Source organism: Gardnerella sp. CCPDSM, assembly GCF_056754715.1.
The window spans coordinates 25,486-45,824 of record NZ_JBQEQO010000004.1; the positions used below are offsets into that span (position 1 = coordinate 25,486).

The window sequence follows — 20,339 nt, forward strand, 5'->3', positions numbered from 1 at the left end:
CGCAAGGCAAAAGTAAGCTTTCAATTGAGCTAAGGAACGAATTATGTACGCGATTGTGAAGGCCGGTGGCCATCAAGAGAAGGTCGAGGTTGGCGACGCCATTCTCGTGAACCGTCTCGATGCAAAGAAGGGCGATACCGTGGAATTCCCGGTCGCGCTCGTTGTTGACGGTGCTAAGGTGACTTTGAGCGCCAAGGATCTTGCTAAGATCACGGTGAAGGCAGAAGTCTTGAATGACGAAGCCAAGGGTCCAAAGATTAGCATTATGAAGTTTAAGAACAAGACTGGTGTGGCTCGTCGCAAGGGCCATCGTCAGAAGTTGACTCTCGTCAAGATCACGGCCATCGCCTGATTGACGGTGTTTGTAAACCTGAAAGGACAGTGAGATGGCACATAAGAAGGGTGCGTCTAGCTCGCGCAACGGTCGCGATTCGCAAGCGCAATATCTTGGTGTGAAGAAGTTCGGCGGTGAAGCTGTAGTGGCTGGCAACATTATTGTTCGTCAGCGCGGTACTAAGTTCCACGCAGGCCAGAACGTGGCTTTGGGCAAGGATCACACGCTGTACGCTTTGGTGGACGGCAATGTGAAGTTCGGCATTCGTCGCGACCGCAAGGTTGTTGACGTTGTGACTGCCTGAGTCATAGTAGCCTAAAACGCTTCAACAATAAGTCGGCGAAAAGCCGGCGATAAAACGTTTAAGCCGCACCCAATTCGGTGCGGCTTTTTTGTGCTTGATTTGTTTCCGCGGTTTTGCGCGACGACCTGCTTGAGCGTAGCATAGCGCGCGCGAAAGCAATTCGGAGCGGAAACTCGCTCAAGTTGGAAGTCCAGTGGACTTCCAACGCGAGTTTCGTAAGCGAGCGCTTATAGTGCGAGCGTTTCCTCGTGTTTGGAGCGTGTCGGTGTGGTTTTTGCTCCAAACGTGGGGAAGTTGTCTCGCGTTTGCGCGACGACCTTCTTGAGCGCAGCACAGCGCGCGCGAAAGCAATTCGGAGCGGAAACTCGCTTAGGTTGGAAGTCCAGTGGACTTCCAACGCGAGTTTCGTAAGCGAGCGCTTATAGTGCGAGCGTTTCCTCGTGTTTGGAGCGTTGAAGTGTGTTTGGTGCTCCAAACGCCGTATAAATTTCCATCAAATGTTTTCGTAGCTTCGAATTTAAGTGTTTAGCTTCGAGTAAGGTAGCAGTATGAGTGATTTTGTAGATCGCGTAACAGTGCATGTGAAGGGCGGCGACGGCGGCAACGGTTCTGCCGGCGTGCGTCGCGAAAAATACAAGCCGTTGGCAGGCCCAAACGGCGGCAATGGCGGCGACGGCGGTTCCGTTATTTTCGTAGCTGATCGTAACGCAAATAGCTTACTTGACTACCGATTTATGCCCCATCGCACTGCCGAAAACGGCACAATGGGCTTGGGCGACACTAAAGACGGTTCAAAAGGCGCCGATTTGCTGCTACCTGTGCCTGTTGGAACAGTCGTATTCACAGCCAAAGGTGCTGCAGGAGCTGCGAAGCGTCCGGGCGAAGTTTTGGCGGATTTGCAGCATGTGGGAGACAAATTCGTTGTAGCTCAAGGCGGCGCGGGCGGTCTTGGTAACGCAGCACTTGCCAACAAAACTCGACGCGCACCTGGATTCGCGCTTTTAGGCGAGCCGGGCGAAGAGCGCGACGTAATTTTGGAACTTAAGTCTATTGCAGACGTAGCTTTAGTCGGCTTCCCTTCTGCAGGAAAATCAAGCTTAGTCGCCTCAATTAGCGCAGCCAAGCCAAAAATTGCGGACTATCCGTTTACTACTTTGGTGCCAAATCTTGGCGTAGTAAGTTTCGGAAATTATCGCTACACAATTGCGGACGTGCCAGGTTTGATTCCAGGAGCATCCGAAGGAAAGGGCTTGGGTCTTGAGTTTTTGCGTCATATTGAGCGCACGGAAATTATTGCGCACTTAATCGATTGCGCAACGCTTGAGCCAAATCGCGACCCAATTAGCGACTATCATGCGCTTGAGCACGAGCTTGCGCAGTATGCTAACAAACTTGAGCTGCCGTTAGGCGCAATCCCAATTCCGGAGCGTCCGCGCATTATTGTGCTTAACAAAATCGACGTGCCGGAAGCTAAGGAATTGGCTGAATTTGTGCGCGGCGAATTTGAGGCGATGGGATTAGAAGTATTTGAGATTTCTACAGCGTCTCACGAAGGTTTGAAAGAGCTCGGTTTTGCGCTTGGGCGATTGGTTGAAAAGATGCGCGAGAAGATTGCTGCCGAAGAAGCGGCGCGCGAGGAAGAGCGCGTGGTTATTCAGCCGCTTGAGCAGCAGGCTCCGGCTTTGCGCAGGCGTCGTGACGATGGTCGCGGAAGTGGCGCCGACTTTGAGATTAAGCGCGAAGAAGACAGGAACGGCGATTTTTGGTTCACTGTTACTGGTACTAAGCCGGAGCGTTGGGTTGTGCAAACGAATTTCGACAACGACGAAGCCGTTGGTTACTTGGCGGATCGCTTGGCAAAGCTTGGTGTTGAAGACGAGTTGCGCAAGAAGGGCGCGCGTCCGGGAGACGAAATTCGCATTGGTAGCGGCAAGCACATGGTTTGCTTCGATTGGGATCCAAGCATTGCGGCCGGTGCGGAAGGATTGGACGGCGCTAACTTGGGTGCGCGAGGCAAGGATTTGCGAATTGAGGCGAACGATCCGCGCGGAGCAAGGCGCACGAACGCCGAGCGTCGCCGCGACTATCACAGCATGATGGACGCTAAGAGCGCGGTTCGAGAAGCGATGATGGCGGAGCGAAAGTCCGGCCACTGGGCGGATCCTTCCGTGGACGACGATCGTCATGACGAAAATAGCTTGTTCGGACGAGGCGAAGAGCAGGAAAACTAGAAAAATCAAGCTAAAACTAGCTAAAACTAGCTAAATAAAGCGAAATCTATCTAAATCAAGCTAAATCAAGGGGTAAAACATATGAGCAATCCGGCAATTGAGCTTACCGAAGACGGGGTTCGGCGTTCAATTCGTGCGGCGCGCACAATCGTTGTAAAAGTGGGCTCAAGCTCGCTTACAAGCGCGTCCGGGCATTTGGACGTGCAAAAGTTGCGTGCGCTGGCGGCGGCAATTAGTCACGCGCAAATGCAAGGAGCGCGGATTGTGCTCGTATCTTCCGGCGCAATTGCTGCAGGTTTTGGGCTACTCGGTTTTGGCGAGCGTCCGAAGGATGTGCCGACTCAGCAGGCCACGGCTTCGGTTGGTCAAGGCTTGCTTATGGCGCAATATGAAGCCGCTTTTTCGCAATTTGGTTTCAGAGTTGGGCAGATGCTACTAACTGCGGACGTAACTATTTCGCCGTCTCGCTACCGTAACGCGCAGCGCACAATGACGCGTTTGCTGGAACTTGGCGTAATTCCAATCGTAAACGAAAACGACGCGCTTTCTAGCAACGAAATTCGATTCGGTGATAACGATCGTCTTGCAGCATTGGTTGCGAATATTGTGCGAGCGGAAGCGCTTGTGCTACTTACGGATGTTGATTCGCTTTATACTGCGCCGCCGAGCGAGCCGGGTGCGAAACGCGTGAGTTTTGTGCCGGATGTGACGCGCGCGCTGGAAGAAGTGAAGGTTGGTGCAAGCGTTTCGGGAGTGGGAACCGGGGGTATGGTGACGAAGCTGGAAGCCGCGCATGTGGCGGCAGTTTCCGGAATTCCGACCGTGCTGACTTGCGCTGGAAACGCGGGGCCGGCTCTTGCTGGAGACGTTGTTGGAACTGCGTTTGCGCCGGTTCATACGCGCGATTCTTCGAGGCGACTTTGGATTGGGTTTGCGTCGCATCCGCACGGAACGCTTGTGGTTGATGCTGGCGCGGCGGCGGCGGTGCGCGGTGGGCGAGCGAGCCTACTTGCGGCTGGCATTGTGGATGTGCGCGGCGAGTTTTCGGCTACGGATCCGGTGTGGATTGACGACGAGCAGGGAAACCACTTGGCGAAAGGTTTAGTGGCTTTTGATGCTGAGGAGATTCCGGAGATTATGGGGCGCACGAGCGACGAGCTTGAGGAGTCGCTGGGGCGGCAGTATGCGCATCCGGTGGTTCATCGCGATAATCTCGTTCTTGTGTAATTGCTGCAGCTCCAAACGCGCGCAACTTTTCTCGCGTTTGGAGTGTTGTGGCGTGTTTGGCGCTCCAAATGTGGGGAAAGTTTCTCGCGTTTGGAGGGTTGTGGCTGGTTTGGTGCTCCAAACGCGGGGAATTTGTCTCGCGTTTGGAGGGTTTGGGGTTGTGTGGCGCTCCAAACGTGCGCGACGACCTGCCGAAGCGCTTAAAGCGTAGCGCGCGAAGGTCTGATAATCGGCAACCATAGACCCGGACGCAGTACGCAATCTGCACGAAGGTCTGATAATTGCCAACCAGAGGCTCTAATGCAGTACGCCATCTGCGCGAAGGTCGAATAACGCCGGTCTTCCGACCCGAGCGCAGTAACGCATCTGCACGAAGGTCTGATAATTGCCAACCAGAGGCTCTAACGCAGTACATCAACTGCACGAAGGTCGAATAACGCCGGTCTTCCGACCCGAGCGCAGTAACGCATCTGCACGAAGGTCGAATAATCGGCAACCATAGGCCTTAACGCAGTAACGCATCTGCACCAGTGTCTCAAAATAAGCGAAATGAGACACTCGCGCAGAAAGCAAGTCATCGCGCGCGCCACAGTCTAAGCACTCAAGCACGTCGTCGCGCAAACGCCAGGTAAATTTGCGGCAGATTCGTCCGTTTCGCGGCTTAAGGTTACACTGGAAATCATGGCAGAGAATATTGCAGAAACTACATCCGAAACTACATCCCAAGAAAATTGGCGCGTATTAAGCAATCGCATTAACAAAGTCGCACCAAGCGCAACTCTTGCAGTCGACGGCAAAGCAAAAGCTATGAAAGCTGCCGGTATCGACGTCGTAAGCTTCGGCGCAGGAGAGCCGGATTTCCCTACTCCTTCCTACATTGTTGAAGCCGCAGCTGCTGCGTGCAAAGACCCGCGCAACTACCGCTATACCGCCACTGCCGGTCTGCCGGAACTTAGAGAAGCAATCGCGCGCAAAGTAAAGCGCGACTCCGGCTACGAAGTCTCCCCAAATCAAGTAGTAGTAACAAACGGCGGAAAGCAAGCCGTTTACGAAGCCTGCCAAATCCTCCTAAATGATGGCGACGAAGTGATTATTCCAGCGCCGTATTGGACTAGCTACCCGGAGGCTGTGAAGCTTGCTGGCGGCGTGCCTGTGCCGGTTTTGGCAGGCGCGGATCGCGGTTTTGAGCCGGATATTGACGCGATTGAAGCCGCTCGCACTCCACGCACGCGCGCAATTATCGTTACTTCGCCGTCGAATCCTACGGGCGCTATTTGGAGCGCGCAAACTATTCGCGAAATCGGCGAGTGGGCTGTAAAACACCATATTTGGGTGCTTTCTGACGAAATTTACGAGCACTTGCATTACGACGGAATTTCGACTTCTTACATTGGCGTTGAGGTTCCGGAAGTTCGAGATCAGCTGCTGATTTTGAACGGCGTTGCTAAGACTTACGCTATGCCGGGTTGGCGAGTTGGTTGGATGGTTGCGCCTGCGGATGTTGCGAAAGCCGCAGTTAAGTTGCAAAGCCACATGACTTCTAACGTTTCTAATATTTCGCAACGCGCCGCAATTGCTGCAGTTGGCGGATCTTTGGAAGTGGTTGCCACAATGCGCGAGTCTTTTGACGCTCGACGAAAAGCAATTGTGGAAGCGCTGAATAATATTGACGGCGTTACTTGCCCTCTTCCTCACGGCGCTTTTTACGCGTTTGCTAATGTTGAGGCGCTTCTTGAGCGTCCGCTTGGCGAGAATGGCGAGGTGTCGCATACTTCTTCGCGATTTGCGGAGATGTTGCTTGATGAAGCGCATGTTGCTGCCGTTCCTGGCGAGGCTTTCGGTGCTCCGGGTTATTTGCGATTCTCTTGCGCTCTTGCGGACGATCAGCTTGCGGAAGGCATGCGTCGCATGAAGAAGTGGGTTGAGGCGTAACTGCTCGACACTCGATAGTGCGTGTAGATGCGGCGAAATCATGCCCATGAGATAACATATCTATCTGGCGGTTTGCTATGTCTCACCGTTTGGGGTATGATAGGCAAGTTCACCTTAGGGATGTGGCGCAATTGGTAGCGCAACGGTCTCCAAAACCGTAGGTTGTGGGTTCGAGTCCCGCCGTCCCTGCCAGTTTTTTAGTTCGCAATTTTACATGAAGGATTCAAGCATGGCACAGGCACACAGCGTTAAGAAAGCAGTAAAGCCGAATTTGTTCATGCGCATTGGCATGTTCATTAAGCAGACTATTGACGAAACGCGCAAGGTTATTGCGCCTCACGGCAAAGAGCTGTTTGCTTGGTCGGCTGCAGTATTCCTGTTTGTTGCGTTTTTGATGGCTTTCGTCACCTGCATGGACTTCGGCTTGGGTAAGTCCGTTATGTGGTTGTTCGGCTGAGTTGAAATTTTGAAGGTGTATACAAGATGACTGATGAGTTCAATCTCGAAGAAGCGGACGCTGCGTCTGTGAATCAGGCTGATGCTGGTTTTGCGGATGCTGATTTTGCTGGTGCTCCCGTTGAGTCTGCGTTAGATGATGCAGATGATGCTGCAGTTGCTGCGGCTGTTGCTTCTCTTGATGCAGATAACAGCGGTTCTGAAGATGCTATTGATGAGTTTGCTGATTCCAGCGTAGATACAGATTTCAGCGCAACTGCCGATTCTGCCGATTCCGCCGCTTTTGCTGATTCCGCCGATTCTGCCGATTCTGAAACTTCCGCAACTGCTGAAGAATCCGACCCAACCGACGCAGGCGCAATCGCTGTAGCTGAATTTTCTAAGAAACTTCGCACTTTGGAAGGCAAGTGGTACGTACTTCACACGTATTCCGGCTACGAAAAGCGCGTAAAGACTAACGTTGAATCCCGCGTGCAAAACTTTGGTTTGGAAGATAAGATTTTCCAGATTGAAGTGCCGATGGAAGAAGTCGAAAAGCATACGGAAAAAGGCAAGAAGGTTATTACGCGTGTGCGTGTGCCTGGCTATGTGCTGATTCGTATGTGGCCGGACGAGAACGCTCGCCGCATTGTGCGCGAAACCGAGGGCGTGACTGGCTTCGTTGGTCCTTCTAGGGATCCTGCTCCTTTGACGCGCAAGGAAGTTGTGGCAATGATGGCGCCAATGATTGCTTCCGAGGCTTTGAAGAATGCTGGAGATAAGCCGGCCGCTGCACGCAAGCGCAAGGTTGAGGTGGCTTACAAGGTTGGTGATCAGGTGACTGTGACCGACGGCCCATTCTCAACAATGGCTGCTGTGGTTTCGGACGTGGAGCCTACAACTCAGAAGCTTACGGTGCTGGTTTCCATCTTTGGCCGCGAAACTCCTGTGGAGCTTGGGTTCAACCAAGTGGAGCCGATTGCTTAAGCTTTTATAACTTTTACAAACCGGGGTGCGTTAATTCGCACTCCGGTTTTTTTTTATTTATTGCGACACGCCGTAAAAATGGGAAATAATCCGAAATTTTCTTGCAATAATACTGCTTTTATCAACATAAATAATAAATATTTCCAAATATTTAGTTTGGCTTGCAATTAACCTGGGGGGGGGGTATAGTACTCAATGGTTGGGAGCAGAGTTTTTAGAAAAGGTTTAAGCCTTGTGCTTGAGAAGATTTTCTATAGAGAAATTGAGTTTTTAATGTTGTTGTAACAATGGCATTATAATAACTTGGCGAGTTAGAAGGTAGGTGCGTATATGTTTGATTTGCATATATTTAGCCGTTTCCTTCGATTAGTGTGCTCAATTCGCCGTTCTCTGTTTGCTTTGTTCGTAGCAATTGCAATGTTGCTTGCTACTTTTGTGATTGCTCCTGCTTATGCGTTGAGCGCTGGTGAGAATGGTGGTGCAGATACTACTTCTACTGAGAAGGTTGAGGGTGCGAAGTCTGGTTCTGACAAGAGCGATGGGGAGAAGCAGACTCAAAGTGAGCCGAATAAGCAGTCTGAGCAAAATGGATCTAGTAATGCTGAGTCTACTAAAGGCAACAATGCCGTCTCTTCAAGTAATTTAAAGAAGAATGATAATAAGGTATTAAAGCCTGATACCAAGCAGCAGCCTGATAGCAACAAGGCTGGTAATAAGGCTGGTAATAATGCTAGGTCGGCTGATAAAACTAAGTCGGATGATAAAATTGGAAAAACTGTAGAAAAATCTGCTGAAAGCAAATCTGCTGAAAAATCTGCTGAAAATAAAAACGGCAAAGACGCCAAAAAGAAAGCTGCTGATTCTGCGAAAGCTGCTCTCAAAATGAACAGAAGTGCGAGAAAACCGAAGAAGTGTAGCGAATTAAGTGCATGCTACAAGATTAGCTACAATATTGGTAGTCCTACTGTAGATAATAAGGGTAAGACTATTTTAATAAAGCGTGGTGAAACTAGAATTATTACTCCAGAGTTCAAATTAAAACCTGGGAAAAATCCAACCTTTAAGCTAGACGGCTTGTGGTTTACGTTAGAAAAAGATGAAGATCCTGTACCAAGTTGGGCAAATTTTGAAAAAGATAGTGGCGCCACTAAAGTTCAGAATACCGAAAAGCAAACAGGCTTTGATGGTTCTATAACTTTGAGTCCAAATAGTAAGTGGGATTACGGTAGTTATAAATTTAAAGTTTTTGCATATTACAAAAAGAAAAGCGAAAAAATATACGCTACAATAAGTGTAAAAGTTGATGTACCTGATATATCAAAAAATGATTTATCGCTGAGCTTGTACGATTTTGGGAAAACGCAAGATAATACTGCGATAAAAGATAGTAAAATTATTATAAATCCAAAGTCTAAAGGTTCAGATTCTAGCGGAAGTGATACTGGCGGTACTGGTAAGAAAGACGTTTACGATCCTATTAATAATAAGCTTTTTATTGATTCGCAGTCGAAAGATAAGCCTGGTTTTATTCATCACCATATGATTTGTAAAAGTGGTAGTGGTGATAATGCCAGTTATACGTTAGACAGTGTTAATGGTTTGAACTTAAGTAATAAAGATGGTTCTACTACGGATAAGCAGACTAAGTTCACTCATATAGAAAGTAAAACCGGTACGGATAAGTATTCTGTGTATTTGAATGATGATTATACTGAGCGCTCTCAAAGTTGGATTACTGGTACGCCTACAAAAGCTGGAACTTTTGAGTGTAAAGTGTTTGCTATTAAGGATGTTGATATAAGTTACAGTGAGAATCTTGGTAAAACATTCTCAACTGAATATTTTGCAAAATATGTCACAGATAGATTAAAAGATAAGACTCGTGAAGTATTTAGTGATCCTGATACTAAGATTTATGCCGCTCGTATACCTAATACAAATACATCTGGGTTAGATGAGTCCGTGTACAAGCCTCAAAAAACCATCGACTGGGATTATAAGTCAGTTACGATTGAGGTGAAGTCGAATAAGCCTCCAGAGCCGGAGCCGCCAACAATTGGCAAAAATGATCTTACGCTGAAAGTGTATCCGTTTAAAAACAGCGATGGTTCGTTGCCGGCGCCGTTGACTAGCAGCAATAACAAGATTTATGCGATGCTTGGTATGGAGCTTAAGCCGTATATTGATGCTATTTCTGCGGCGGATAGCGTGAATAAGATTACGTTGCGCGTGCTCTGCTCGAAGGGCGAGAAGAAGGATTCTGGCTCGCAATCTGAGCAGTCTTCTGGGTCGTCGCAACCTGTGCAGCCTTCTGAATCGCCGCAAGATGCGAAGAATCTTGAATACAAGACTTGGAGTAGTAATCTTGCAGAGCTTGGGCTGAGTGTGCCTGCGGATGATAATCAAAATACGTGCCACTCTAATAAAGAAGGAGAGACGACTTGCAAGTCGTCGGATCCAAATAAAAAAGTAGCTGCGCGAACTGATAAGGAAGTGAGTATAAAGCCGAGTATCGAGCCGACTGCGGTTGGCGATTACCAGTGCGTTGTGTTTGCGTTGAAGCCTGATGCGCTTACTAAGTTTGATACTTTAACAGGTGACGCTACCCAATCTGGCAGCTTAACCCCTACATCGATAAGCTCTGCGCTAACTTCTGCTAAGCCTACGGCTTTTACAGAAACTAAGGATTTTGCTACTTTTACGCTCAATATTCACTTGTCGAGTAATTTCACTCTGCCGAACACGGGCGGTCAGAGTTGGAATTTGCAGCTCGGTATTCTTGCCGCGCTATTGGTGAATCTGCTGGCTGCTGGCTTCGTGGTAAGTCAAAGTGAGAAGGCTAGCAAATTAATTTTTGGAAGGCGGCGAGGCTTATGCAATTACGTATGAAGCAGTTGTATATGCATTTACTCGCGGTGCTTCGCATAAGGCGACTACGTACGCATTTGCGCATAAAGCCTTCCTGCTTCGCGCATTGTTTTATTGCGCAGTGTTTTATCGCGCAGTGTTTTATCGCGCAGTGTTTTATCGCGCAGTCTTTCGGGATTCGGGAGCGTGATAACACAAGGTAAATGCCAAAAATTTTAAAACTTTACTCGTATGAGCATGATAAATGCAAATCAATTTTCTACTTGCTGTAAAAAGCATGAAAGGAGTGAACATGAAAAAGTTCACTAATAAATTCGTGGCGGCGGTGGCGTCGCTTGCGATGGCTGGCACGCTGTGCGTCGCCGGCGCTGTAACAATGACTGGCGTTGCGTGGGGTGTGCCTAAGCCGCCTGTTAACACTGGTGATGGTGATAAGAAGTCTAAGGCTCCGTGGGAGACTGGTGCTCCGACAACTGGTACTATAACCATTCTTAAGTGCAAGAAAAAGAATACTAGCACAGAAACTGTAACTACTTCTTCTTCTACTCCTTCTTCACCATCTGCAACTTCTGCAGATTCTTGCCCTGCTGGTTACGAGCCGCTTTCTGGTGCCAAGTTTAGCTTAAAAAAGGTTACTTCCATTAAGGTTGGCACTAAAGAAACAACTCTAGATCTTAAGTCTCCTGATTCTTGGCAAGAGATTGCTAAACTTGCTACCAAGCTGAACGATCACACTGCTAAGGAAGATGGCACTGATGCGGAAGTAAAGTTTGACACCAACACTCACATTGATGATCAAACGACTGCTAAAGACACTGGTAAAGCAACTTTCTCCAACCTTGGACTTGGTCTTTACAAGGTAATCGAGACGGAGCCACCTGCCGGTTACGGTATTTCTGATTTGCAATCCTTCTATATGACGCTTCCTTTGCCGGAGTACACTACTACGGGTCAGGAACCAAACAAAAAAACCACAGTTACTTACAACTACAAGCCTGTTGTGAAGCCGAAGAACAAGGATCTCTCGGCTACTATTCAGAAGGTTTACGATAAGAAGAGTTTCGCAGGCGTCAATGATACCTTGCATTACACTATTACTGCCGGAGTTAATAAGGCAAAAGTTGGTAAGAAGGATTTGACGGCTAAAGATCTTCAGGGTTATATGGTCTTCGATGATGCTCCGGCTGATGCTTTGGAAGCATTCAAAGCTGCTGGGGAAGCAGGCACGGCAACTTTTGCTGATGCTGTAAAGAGTGTGAAGATTGGTGAAACGACTCTTAACAAGGGTACTGCTACTAATGAGCAAGATTACACGGTTGATTTAGTTGATTATTCCGCTAGTAGCACAGATCCAAATTCCAAGGGTCTTACAGATAATCACAAGCGTATTCTTGTGAAATTCTCTAATGCTGGCTTAGGCAAGATTGCTACAGCTCTGAACGGTGTGACGCAAGGTCAAGAGGCTCCTCAAGTTACTGTAAATCTTGAGTTTAAGGTCAGTAGCACATATCAGGCTGGTAATGCTCCAAAGAATAGTACGGATTCGGAGCAAAATGGTAAGAATGAGATTGTTAACGCATCTGGCTTCTTCCCGGCTCATTCGGATAGTGAAGCGGCATTGCCGCCAATCATTCCTAACACTGAGAAGAGCAAGTCTACTCTTGATTTTGGCTACCTTCAGGTTCACAAGTTTGGCATGAAGGACGGTGCGAAGACCAATCTTTCTGGCGCTGAATTCAAGATCTTTGCTGATAAAGCTAAGGCTGACGGCTGCTACAAGGCTTTGAATGAGAACAAAAAGCCTGAGGAATCTGATGACTGCAAAGCTGCATCAACATTTGAGAATGCTACTACCAACACTGATGGTAACTTCACGAAGGCGTACAAGACTCGTGCAGGCGATCCTGTGTATCTTCTCGAAGTGAAAGCTCCTGAGGGTTATGCTAGGTCTACAGCTGTTTATGAGGCAAAAATTGAAAAGGATAAGACCAACACTGTTGAGGTTGAGGATCTTCCACTTAAGGGCGGCGAAGATGGCAAGAGCTTCTGGTTCAACCTTCCTGCAACCGGTGCTTACGGCGTGCTGATTTTCGCTGTTGTGGGCATGGGCTTGATTGTTGCGAGCGTGATTATGTACGTGCGCAATCGCAAGGAAGAAGAACAGCAGCAGAACGCTTGATTCGCTTTCTAAAGCTGGTCTTGTAGTCTAATAGCAAAGTGTGAGTCTAGGGTTTACTTAACTAAATCCTAGACTCACTTGCTCTCCACACCCATCCTGTCCGCATGTTAGTCGTGTGGATATTCGTGTGGTAGAGATTTGAGATTTTTCGCACTGAACGAGCGTTACATCCAATTCAAGTACACAAACGCGAGGTGAAGTGTGCGCATTTGTGGACTTGCGTCTATCTTAAGTCCACAAACACGATGAACTATGCGCGCATTTGTGTACTTACGCCCAATTCAAGTCCACAAAACCGAGACAACAAGCGAGCTTTTGTGTACTTACGCCCAATTCAAGTCCACAAAACCGAGACAACAAGCGAGCTTTTGTGTACTTACGCCCAATTCAAGTCCACAAACGCGCGCACACGATCAAAGAAGCTTTGCGCCAGTGCTTCTGCGAACGCTGATTGCTTGTTGATTAGCGAACTTTAACAGTATTGCTCTGCAGACGCTGAGTATTTATTGCTTAAAGAACACTAGCATTCATGCTGCTGCACACACTACACCAGACGCACCTACCGTACCACAGAACACTAGCGGCTTTATTAGTAGTGGGAAATAGGAATTGCTTGGTCGAGCAATATAAAAGCGGAACGATAGTAATACCTTTTTGATAAATACTATTTCTGCAGAAAAAGTAAGTAAAAAACTAAACTTAACTATGCAACCTATAAGTTCAAGTAAGGTATAAGAGCGGAGCGCTGCGAGACAAGTAATTCCTATATCACACAGCCACGCAAGAAACCCGCCAGCCAAACACCAGCCAAAACTCATAGACGATACTAAAGAATATCGCAAACAAAATCGCAAATAAATTAAAACAACAAAATAAAACCAATCTAAGCCTATTAAACCCACGAAACGGAGGAAGCATGAAATTAAACGAAGCTGTTACAAAAGTATATGCTTTCTTCAATCAGTCAAAAGCAAAACCTGCAACCGAATCAACCGAATCAACCGAATCAACTACCAAAAAACCCGCCAAAAAACTCAAGTCCAAACTCCGCCGCACTCTCGAGCCAATCGCCCTCGCAGTCGCTGCAATCTTGTGTTTTACGTACCCTGTTGCGTCAACGCTGTGGAATAACAAGGTGTCGAAGGAGATTTCTGTAGCTTACGATCGTTTGAGTCGTAAGCAGACTATTAGCGCTCGCGAGAAAATTTTGAACGCAGCGCGCAAGTATAATGCGCGCCACAAGTCGATTATTACGGCTGATCCCTACGATGGTACGACGGATTTTATGAAGACGCCGGAGTATAAGGATTATGCGAAGCAGTTGGATGAGCCGATGGGCATTATGGGCATTGTGAAGATCCCGAAGATTGGCGTCAAGTTGCCGATTTATCACGGCAGCTCGCAGGAGGTTTTGGCGCAAGGTGCTGGGCATTTGTACGGCACGGATTTGCCGGTGGGCGGCAAGACTCGTCACACTGTTGTGACGGCGCATACGGGTTTGCCGAATGCGACCATGTTTGATGATTTGCTTGAAATTAAAAAGGGTGACTTTTTCTACTTTGACGTGCAAGGGGAGACGCTGCGTTACAAGGTGTTCCGCATTAGCGTGGTTGATCCGCATGATATTAGGTTGCTTCAGCGCGAGAAGGGGCGCGATTTGGCGACGCTGCTTACGTGTACGCCGTATGGTGTGAATACGCAGAGGCTTCTGGTTACGGGGTATCGCGTGCTGCCGAATCCGGTTTCCGCGCCGGGCGATAAGTTGCAGTGGCCGCTTTGGATGACGATGTTCGTGCTCGCGCTTATTGGTTGCGCTGTGATTCTTGCGACGATGATTTTGGCTGCGCTTGGGCGGCGTCGTCGCCGTGAGGCTGCGCTTGCCCACGCTAAGCATGTGGGTGCTTAGAATTGCCTACTTATCGTCGTAGTGGCCTCTGCAGGCGTAGATTATAATCGAGTCATCTGTAAATGAGTAAACGATTCTATCCTTATCGTTTACTCGTCTACTCCAGCAACCGGAATAGTTTCCTTTGAGTGGTTCAGGCTTACCTTTTCCGTCTATTGGATTCCGCATAATCTCTTTAATAATATTGTTGAGCTTTTTGCGAGTCTTATTATCGCTTTCCCAATAGAGATAGTCGTTCCAGGCATCTGGAGTCCAAGCAATTTTTCTCATTGTTTGAATCCTAAGGCCTAATCCATTATTAGATCATGCTCTTCGAGCTTGATGGTGCCATTTTTCACGCCGTCAATCTGCGATTTCAAATATGCTTGATTTGACGGTTCGTAAAACGGATCTAGCGAAAAATCTAGCGGTATCCTCTTTTCGCGACCAATAGTTTTAATAAACACGTTCAACGCGGCGCTCATAGAGATTCCGAGCTCTTTGCAAACTCGTTCTGCGTTGAGTTTGTCTTCTTTCTTTGTTCGAAAGTTTACGTTTACTGTATCTGTTGTTGCTGTAGTCATTTTGGGCTCCTATGTCTATGGTGAATTTTGTACTTTTCCTTATATCTCTCATATAAGTATACAATAATTCTATACAATGTAACGTAGATATCATTAATTATGCTTGTAAACTGCTTCTTCCGCTGGCTGTATTACAACTTTCTTAAGTTTGTACCCAACTTGGAAGTAGACTTCCAACTTTCGTAAGTTTGTACCCAACTTGGAAGTATGCTTCCAACTTTTGCTGTTGCGCGAAAATAGTTGAGCGAAAATAGCTATGCAAAATAGTTGCGCGAAAATAGTTGCAGATTTCGTAAGTCTGCGTGTCGCGAAGATGTGGCATAATAGGAAGGCTTGTGACTGGAGGAGGAATCCGCTAGCACAGCACAGCAATACAAGATGCGGGAGGAAGTTGCAAAACGGCTTTATAGCAACGTTTCGCAACAACCGTTTGAACCGCTTGTACAAGAAAGAAGAACCATATTATGGCTCCGAAAAAGAAAGTCTCCGCGCTTATTAAGCTCGAGATTCAGGCTGGCAAAGCAAATCCAGCCCCACCACTGGGCCCAGCATTAGGCTCCCACGGCGTGAACATCATGGACTTCTGCAAGGCCTATAACGACCAGACGAAGGACAAGATGGGTCAGATCGTCCCAGTAGAGATCACCGTTTACGAAGATCGTTCCTTCACCTTCATTTTGAAGACCCCACCAGCCGCTGCTTTGTTGCTTAAGGCTGCTGGAATCCAGAAGGGCACCGAGAATCCATTGACTCACAAGGTTGGTTCTGTGACCAAGGCTCAGGTGCGCGAAATCGCCGAAATTAAGATGCCTGACCTCTCCGCACGTGACGTCGAGGCCGGTATGAAGATCATCGCGGGCACCGCTCGCTCGATGGGTATTACCGTTACCGACTGAAAGGGAGTGTAGAAATGGCTAAGCGTTCTAAGAAGTATCGTGAAGCGGCTGAGAAGATCGACCGCAATAACCTGTACACCCCAGCTGAAGCTATTGCTTTGTTGCAGAGCATGCCAAAGCACGCTTTTGACGAGTCCGTTGAGGCTGTTATGCGCCTTAACGTGGATCCTCGCAAGGCTGATCAGTTGGTTCGTGGCGTAGTTAACTTGCCAAACGGCACCGGTAAAACCGCTAAGGTTTTGGTGTTCGCTCGTGGTCCAAAGGCTACTGAGGCTCAGGAAGCTGGCGCTGACATTGTTGGCGATGACGAGCTCATTGAAAAGGTTGCCGGTGGCTTCCTTGACTTCGATGCAGTCGTTGCAACCCCAGACATGATGGGTAAGGTTGGCCGCTTGGGTCGTGTTCTCGGTCCTCGTAGCTTGATGCCAAACCCAAAGACTGGCACCGTGACCATGGATGTGGCCAAGGCTGTTGCCGACATTAAGGGCGGTAAGATTGAGTTCCGCGTGGATCGCCAGGGCAACCTGTCCTTCCTCTTCGGCAAGCTCTCCTTCGATGCTAAGGCTCTTGAAGAGAACTTCAAGGCTGTTGCAGACGAAGTCCGCCGCTTGAAGCCAAGCACTATCAAGGGTCGCTACATCACGAAGGTAACTGTTACCTCCACGATGGCTCCTGGCGTTCCAGTTGATATTGCCAGCATCGCTGCCTGATTTATTACTAGCGAGTTTGTGCGGAAGCGCGAGATTCGCAAAGTAAATCAAGTATAAAGCTTATAAACGCTGAGAATGTGCTCCTTTTCGGGCGCTTCTCGGCGTTTTTTTTTAAAGAGTTCTGCTAGCGCGCGTCGCGGATGCGGCCAATCGTAATGGCTGTTTGCAGTACGTAAGCTGCGCGCGGATCCGTCGCATCCCAACCGGTTGTCTGCGCAACTTTGCGCAAACGGTATCGCACAGTATTCGGATGCACATTCAGCTCGTGCGCAGTCTGATCAAGCGCGCCGCCAAAACGCAAGAACATATCAATAGTTTGCAAAGTCGGATCGTCATGACTGTAAGGTGCCAAACTTTGATACACATTGTTATACAAAGTATTAAAAGCCGTAGAATCACCAATAAGCGCGCGCTCCGGAAGCACGTCATCCGCGTGAATAATCTGCGGCAACTGCTTAACTGAGCCGGCAACCGCAACCGCCGCAAGAGTTGACGTAATCGCAGTCGCAATATTCTCAACGCCTTCAACTACGCCGCTTATGCAAATCGGCTTTTTAGAAGGCTCGAATACTTGGCACATCTTTTGTAAAGCCTGCTCGCTAGGATCTTCGCGAACTGCTAGCAAAATAATATGCGATGGAGTTGCGAAATAATCGGAAGCGTTCGTGCCGGAAGAGTTCGCACTAAAAGCGTTCGCGCCAAAGTTATTTATGCCTCGCCAAGCTCCACTTAAGCGATTAAGCACGCTACTTTGTGCGCGATCAACTATTGCATCGTACGCATTGCAACTTCCCAATTGCGGCCAAATGTTGCGGCGCAAAGCATCCGTGTTATCCGGCGGCAAAGTTGGAGCCGGCTTTCGATTAGGGCCCGTATCCGGCGTTATGGTCGCGCCAAAAGTGCCAGCAATAACAACCATTTTCGGCACATCCGGCCATTGCAGCAAATGCATAAAAGCATTTACGCGAGTATCCGCAATGCCGCTCATTAAGCAAGTGGAAATAAGCGTGTGCAAACGCAGGCGAGTGGCAGAGTCGAAAATTTGGCCGTCTCGAGAATCGAAAATGCCGGCTTCTGCTGATTTAGAAGCAACAGGAAGCGGAGTAAAATGCGGCGCGGAATCGTTTTTTGATGAAGATTTATTGCTTTGATTAGCAGAATTTGCAGAATTTGATGAAAGCCTGTGCCACAAATGGTGACGTCGCTTTTCTTCGCCGCCTTCTTTTGATGAAGATGAAACTTCTTGCGATTTGCTTAGTTGATTTTCTTCTACAGACTCGGCTTCTGATGGCGAATTTTGAGATTGCTTAGTTTCGTAAGATTGCTTAGTTTCGTAAGATTGCACGCCGGCTATAAGCGCAAGAAAATCAAAATCTTCATTCGGTGCGTCGGCATCTTGCTCGCCGCCCGTTTGCGCAAACTGCTGTGTATGCTTCTCGTCCATCATGTGCCTTTAACTCTAACAATCTTTACTATTATAGCGCGATTGATTAACCGTATCCCTCCAAAAAGTTAGAAGCACAAAACAAAACGCAAAAGCCAACGGAAGCATGTGTCGCTCAAAATTATTCGCCGGAGCCATAATCATCACTCCCACAAGCAGCGCAAGCGGAATATGCCAAAGCACAGTGCGCCAGCGACGAAGCGCAATTTCTGCAACGCCAATCATAAGCGTAAAAATCACAAAAGTATTGCCGTGAATTGGCCAGCTTACAACCGGCACGTCGCTAAAAGTGCTAATTGACGAAGCTAATTGCGCGCGCCATTGCGGATTCCAATACTTAATCCAGTCGGAATTGTGAATATTATCCGTGTCAATGTAATATTCCGGACCAACGTACGGGCGATCAAAAATGTCGAAATAACCGTAACTTTTTGCAAGAAAAGCGTCCGTTGCCACGAGCGGACTATGCGTAACAATCTGCCACCAAGCAAGATTAAGCTTTTTAATATTGTCGCGCGTAACGTAACGCCAACGATAGCTGACTTTTTTCGACTGCAATCCGGAAGATTTCACAGGGTCGGCATCGTAAGGTTTATAAGCTTCGGCGGTTTGATCGAGATTAAAAATAGGGGCGATAATGCGTTTTGCGCTTTTAGGGATGCTTTGAGGGTCGAGCTTAGCGACGCGCGCGATTTGCTGTAGCTGAATGCCGCGGCTTTCAATAGGATCGCCGTTAATAATCGCGCCGCTTGAAATAAGAAGAAGTAGCGCGCCGTGAATAATAATCGTCGGAAGAAAAATAGTGCAAAGCCACAGGCGGCGGCGTTTTCGCTCAAATATAAGCAAAAGCACGCATTGTATTAGCAAAATGTACCACGCATATTTTGCGGCAATAAGCATAACGCATACGGAAATAATAAGCTCTAAAACGGTGTGCCAGCGGAGTTTTTGCGGGGAAGATGCGGAAGTTGCGTTTGTGCTGGAAGTTGCGCCTGTGCTGGAAGTTGCGGAAGTTTTTGCGCAAGTTGCGCAAGTTGCGCAAGTTTTAGTCTGACTAATTTCGTAATTTATGCCGAACCACCAAAGAAAAGCAAAAGCAAAAAGCGGCGATTTTGTAAGCGCAATAGTTGAGCACACAATCAGCGGATTAAGCAAAAACATTACGATTACTGCGAATCTTGCAAAAAGCGGAGTTGATTGCGCGGCTGTTGATTGCGCGGCTGTTGATTGCGAATCTAACTTTTGCGAATCTAACTTTGTGTACTTAAGCCACGGACGATTCAAAAAACGGTTAGCAGTAGCGGCTGCGCACCAAGCGGCAAACACAAATTGCGCAAACGCAAGAAGTATAATTCCGGCATCGTTTGAATCGGTGAAATAGCGCGAAACTGCGGTTGTGGCGCCGTAAATAACGGTTAAAACAATGTTGTGTTGATCGGTTAAATACGTTGGTTTAGAAGGCCAAAGGTAGTGCGCGGTTGGGTAAATGTCCATCGGCACGAAGCTGAAGAAGCCGATATAAGGCTGATCGAGGCCGGTGACCTTGTTCCAAGCCCAACTGTATTCGCGGATTTGCGAGCAGATGTCGGCGCCGTACGCAGCCAAAAGCGTAACCGGAGCCCAAAGCCAGCCAAGGAAGAAAGTTAGGAAAAGATTTCGGCGATTTCGCGTGGAATGCGTAATAAACCAGCGCGCGGCGCTAGAAAAGTGCTTTGCGAAAGTGCGTATTAAGCGGCAGATTGCGCGAGTGTGGCGCTTTTTGAGTTTGGTGGTTGCGGTTTCGTTTTCTTGGGATTTGCTTTCTTGAGATTTGCTTTCTTGAGATTGGAGTTTTTCTGACTTGCGCTTTTCTGACTTGCGCTTTTTTCTAAAAATCGACTTAACGCACGCGCCAAAACGGCTGTATTGCTTAGGAAAAGCCGCATGTTTTCCGTAATAAATAATCGTCCACAAAATAATTGCGTATACTGCGAACGCGGCAATAAAAATCAGCGCATTAATCCAAGAAAAATCGGTGATCGAACCTAAATGAACCTTAATGTCTTGGTCGCGAAAGATTGGGCCGAGGCTTGTGCAAAGCGCAAGAATTAAGCAAAGTATGGCGGAAAGCGCAGTGCATGTTATGCGAAAAATTGCCGGAGTTTTTTCTCCGGCATTTGTAGTCGCTTTGGCAGATCCGCAGGATTCGCTGGATTCGCTACGCGTGCTACGTGCGTCATTTGTGCTACGTGCGTTACGTGCGCTATTCATAATCAACACCTGCTTAAAAAATTCAATAAAACTGCACATATGCTCATAAAAACTGGCTTATCGACACAGCGCG

At 48.0% G+C, this 20,339-nt stretch carries 16 protein-coding genes and 1 tRNA gene; 13 read left to right on the forward strand and 4 right to left on the reverse strand.

The features are described 5' to 3' along the window. The first annotated feature begins 43 nt into the window (after positions 1 to 43). The 11 genes from rplU (at position 44) to ACTJLE_RS03355 (ending at position 14,403) form a co-directional block, all read left to right on the forward strand. Positions 44 to 352 (forward strand): 50S ribosomal protein L21, encoded by a 309-nt coding sequence (gene rplU / locus ACTJLE_RS03305; protein ID WP_004129104.1) that lies wholly within the window; start codon positions 44 to 46, stop codon positions 350 to 352. Positions 353 to 386: 34 nt separating this feature from the next. After that, a complete protein-coding gene (gene rpmA / locus ACTJLE_RS03310) occupies positions 387 to 638 on the forward strand; it encodes a 50S ribosomal protein L27 (protein WP_004106248.1) in 252 nt (83 codons plus the stop codon). Positions 639 to 1,186: 548 nt separating this feature from the next. Continuing rightward, positions 1,187 to 2,869 carry a GTPase ObgE gene (gene obgE, locus ACTJLE_RS03315; protein WP_481267417.1) on the forward strand — a complete coding sequence of 561 codons (1,683 nt, stop codon included), beginning with the start codon at positions 1,187 to 1,189 and terminating at the stop codon, positions 2,867 to 2,869. A gap of 81 nt (positions 2,870 to 2,950) precedes the next feature. Beyond that, entirely contained in the window at positions 2,951 to 4,096 is a 1,146-nt protein-coding gene (gene proB / locus ACTJLE_RS03320) for a glutamate 5-kinase (protein WP_481267418.1), read from the forward strand. 681 nt (positions 4,097 to 4,777) lie between these two features. Beyond that, positions 4,778 to 6,028 (forward strand): pyridoxal phosphate-dependent aminotransferase, encoded by a 1,251-nt coding sequence (locus tag ACTJLE_RS03325; RefSeq protein WP_481267419.1) that lies wholly within the window; start codon positions 4,778 to 4,780, stop codon positions 6,026 to 6,028. 116 nt (positions 6,029 to 6,144) lie between these two features. After that, positions 6,145 to 6,220 (forward strand) — tRNA-Trp (locus tag ACTJLE_RS03330). A gap of 37 nt (positions 6,221 to 6,257) precedes the next feature. Then, positions 6,258 to 6,485 carry a preprotein translocase subunit SecE gene (gene secE, locus ACTJLE_RS03335; protein WP_479691657.1) on the forward strand — a complete coding sequence of 76 codons (228 nt, stop codon included), beginning with the start codon at positions 6,258 to 6,260 and terminating at the stop codon, positions 6,483 to 6,485. Between the two features lie 26 nt (positions 6,486 to 6,511). Then, on the forward strand, positions 6,512 to 7,450 hold the full coding sequence (gene nusG, locus ACTJLE_RS03340) for a transcription termination/antitermination protein NusG (RefSeq protein WP_481267420.1): 939 nt from the start codon (positions 6,512 to 6,514) through the stop codon (positions 7,448 to 7,450). Positions 7,451 to 7,780: 330 nt separating this feature from the next. Then, positions 7,781 to 10,339, forward strand: coding sequence for a hypothetical protein (locus tag ACTJLE_RS03345; RefSeq protein ID WP_481267421.1), 2,559 nt, complete (start codon positions 7,781 to 7,783; stop codon positions 10,337 to 10,339). A 271-nt stretch (positions 10,340 to 10,610) separates the two neighbouring features. Next, a complete protein-coding gene (locus ACTJLE_RS03350) occupies positions 10,611 to 12,497 on the forward strand; it encodes a SpaH/EbpB family LPXTG-anchored major pilin (protein WP_481267422.1) in 1,887 nt (628 codons plus the stop codon). A 916-nt stretch (positions 12,498 to 13,413) separates the two neighbouring features. After that, positions 13,414 to 14,403 (forward strand): class C sortase, encoded by a 990-nt coding sequence (locus ACTJLE_RS03355; RefSeq protein ID WP_481267423.1) that lies wholly within the window; start codon positions 13,414 to 13,416, stop codon positions 14,401 to 14,403. A gap of 6 nt (positions 14,404 to 14,409) precedes the next feature. Here the strand turns inward: ACTJLE_RS03355 and ACTJLE_RS03360 are convergent, their stop codons facing one another. Both ACTJLE_RS03360 and ACTJLE_RS03365 read right to left on the reverse strand, forming a co-directional pair. Further along, the gene (locus ACTJLE_RS03360) at positions 14,410 to 14,673 is read right to left on the reverse strand and encodes a Txe/YoeB family addiction module toxin (protein WP_080550925.1); all 264 of its coding nucleotides are present in this window, start codon (positions 14,671 to 14,673) and stop codon (positions 14,410 to 14,412) included. A gap of 17 nt (positions 14,674 to 14,690) precedes the next feature. Then, the gene (locus tag ACTJLE_RS03365) at positions 14,691 to 14,966 is read right to left on the reverse strand and encodes a type II toxin-antitoxin system RelB/DinJ family antitoxin (RefSeq protein WP_481267424.1); all 276 of its coding nucleotides are present in this window, start codon (positions 14,964 to 14,966) and stop codon (positions 14,691 to 14,693) included. A gap of 464 nt (positions 14,967 to 15,430) precedes the next feature. Between ACTJLE_RS03365 and rplK the strand changes: the two genes are divergently transcribed. Together rplK and rplA are read left to right on the forward strand one after the other, a co-directional pair. Next, positions 15,431 to 15,862: a 50S ribosomal protein L11 gene (rplK, locus tag ACTJLE_RS03370; RefSeq protein ID WP_004118588.1), complete on the forward strand. Its 432-nt coding sequence runs from the start codon at positions 15,431 to 15,433 to the stop codon at positions 15,860 to 15,862. Between the two features lie 14 nt (positions 15,863 to 15,876). Next, the gene (rplA, locus tag ACTJLE_RS03375) at positions 15,877 to 16,572 is read left to right on the forward strand and encodes a 50S ribosomal protein L1 (RefSeq protein WP_391496006.1); all 696 of its coding nucleotides are present in this window, start codon (positions 15,877 to 15,879) and stop codon (positions 16,570 to 16,572) included. Between the two features lie 124 nt (positions 16,573 to 16,696). Here rplA and ACTJLE_RS03380 read toward each other — a convergent pair whose 3' ends face one another. Further along, complete coding sequence (locus ACTJLE_RS03380; protein ID WP_481267425.1) at positions 16,697 to 18,016, reverse strand: PucR family transcriptional regulator; 1,320 nt, start codon at positions 18,014 to 18,016, stop codon at positions 16,697 to 16,699. 15 nt (positions 18,017 to 18,031) lie between these two features. Continuing rightward, complete coding sequence (locus ACTJLE_RS03385; protein WP_481267426.1) at positions 18,032 to 20,266, reverse strand: DUF6020 family protein; 2,235 nt, start codon at positions 20,264 to 20,266, stop codon at positions 18,032 to 18,034. Positions 20,267 to 20,339 lie beyond the last annotated feature (73 nt).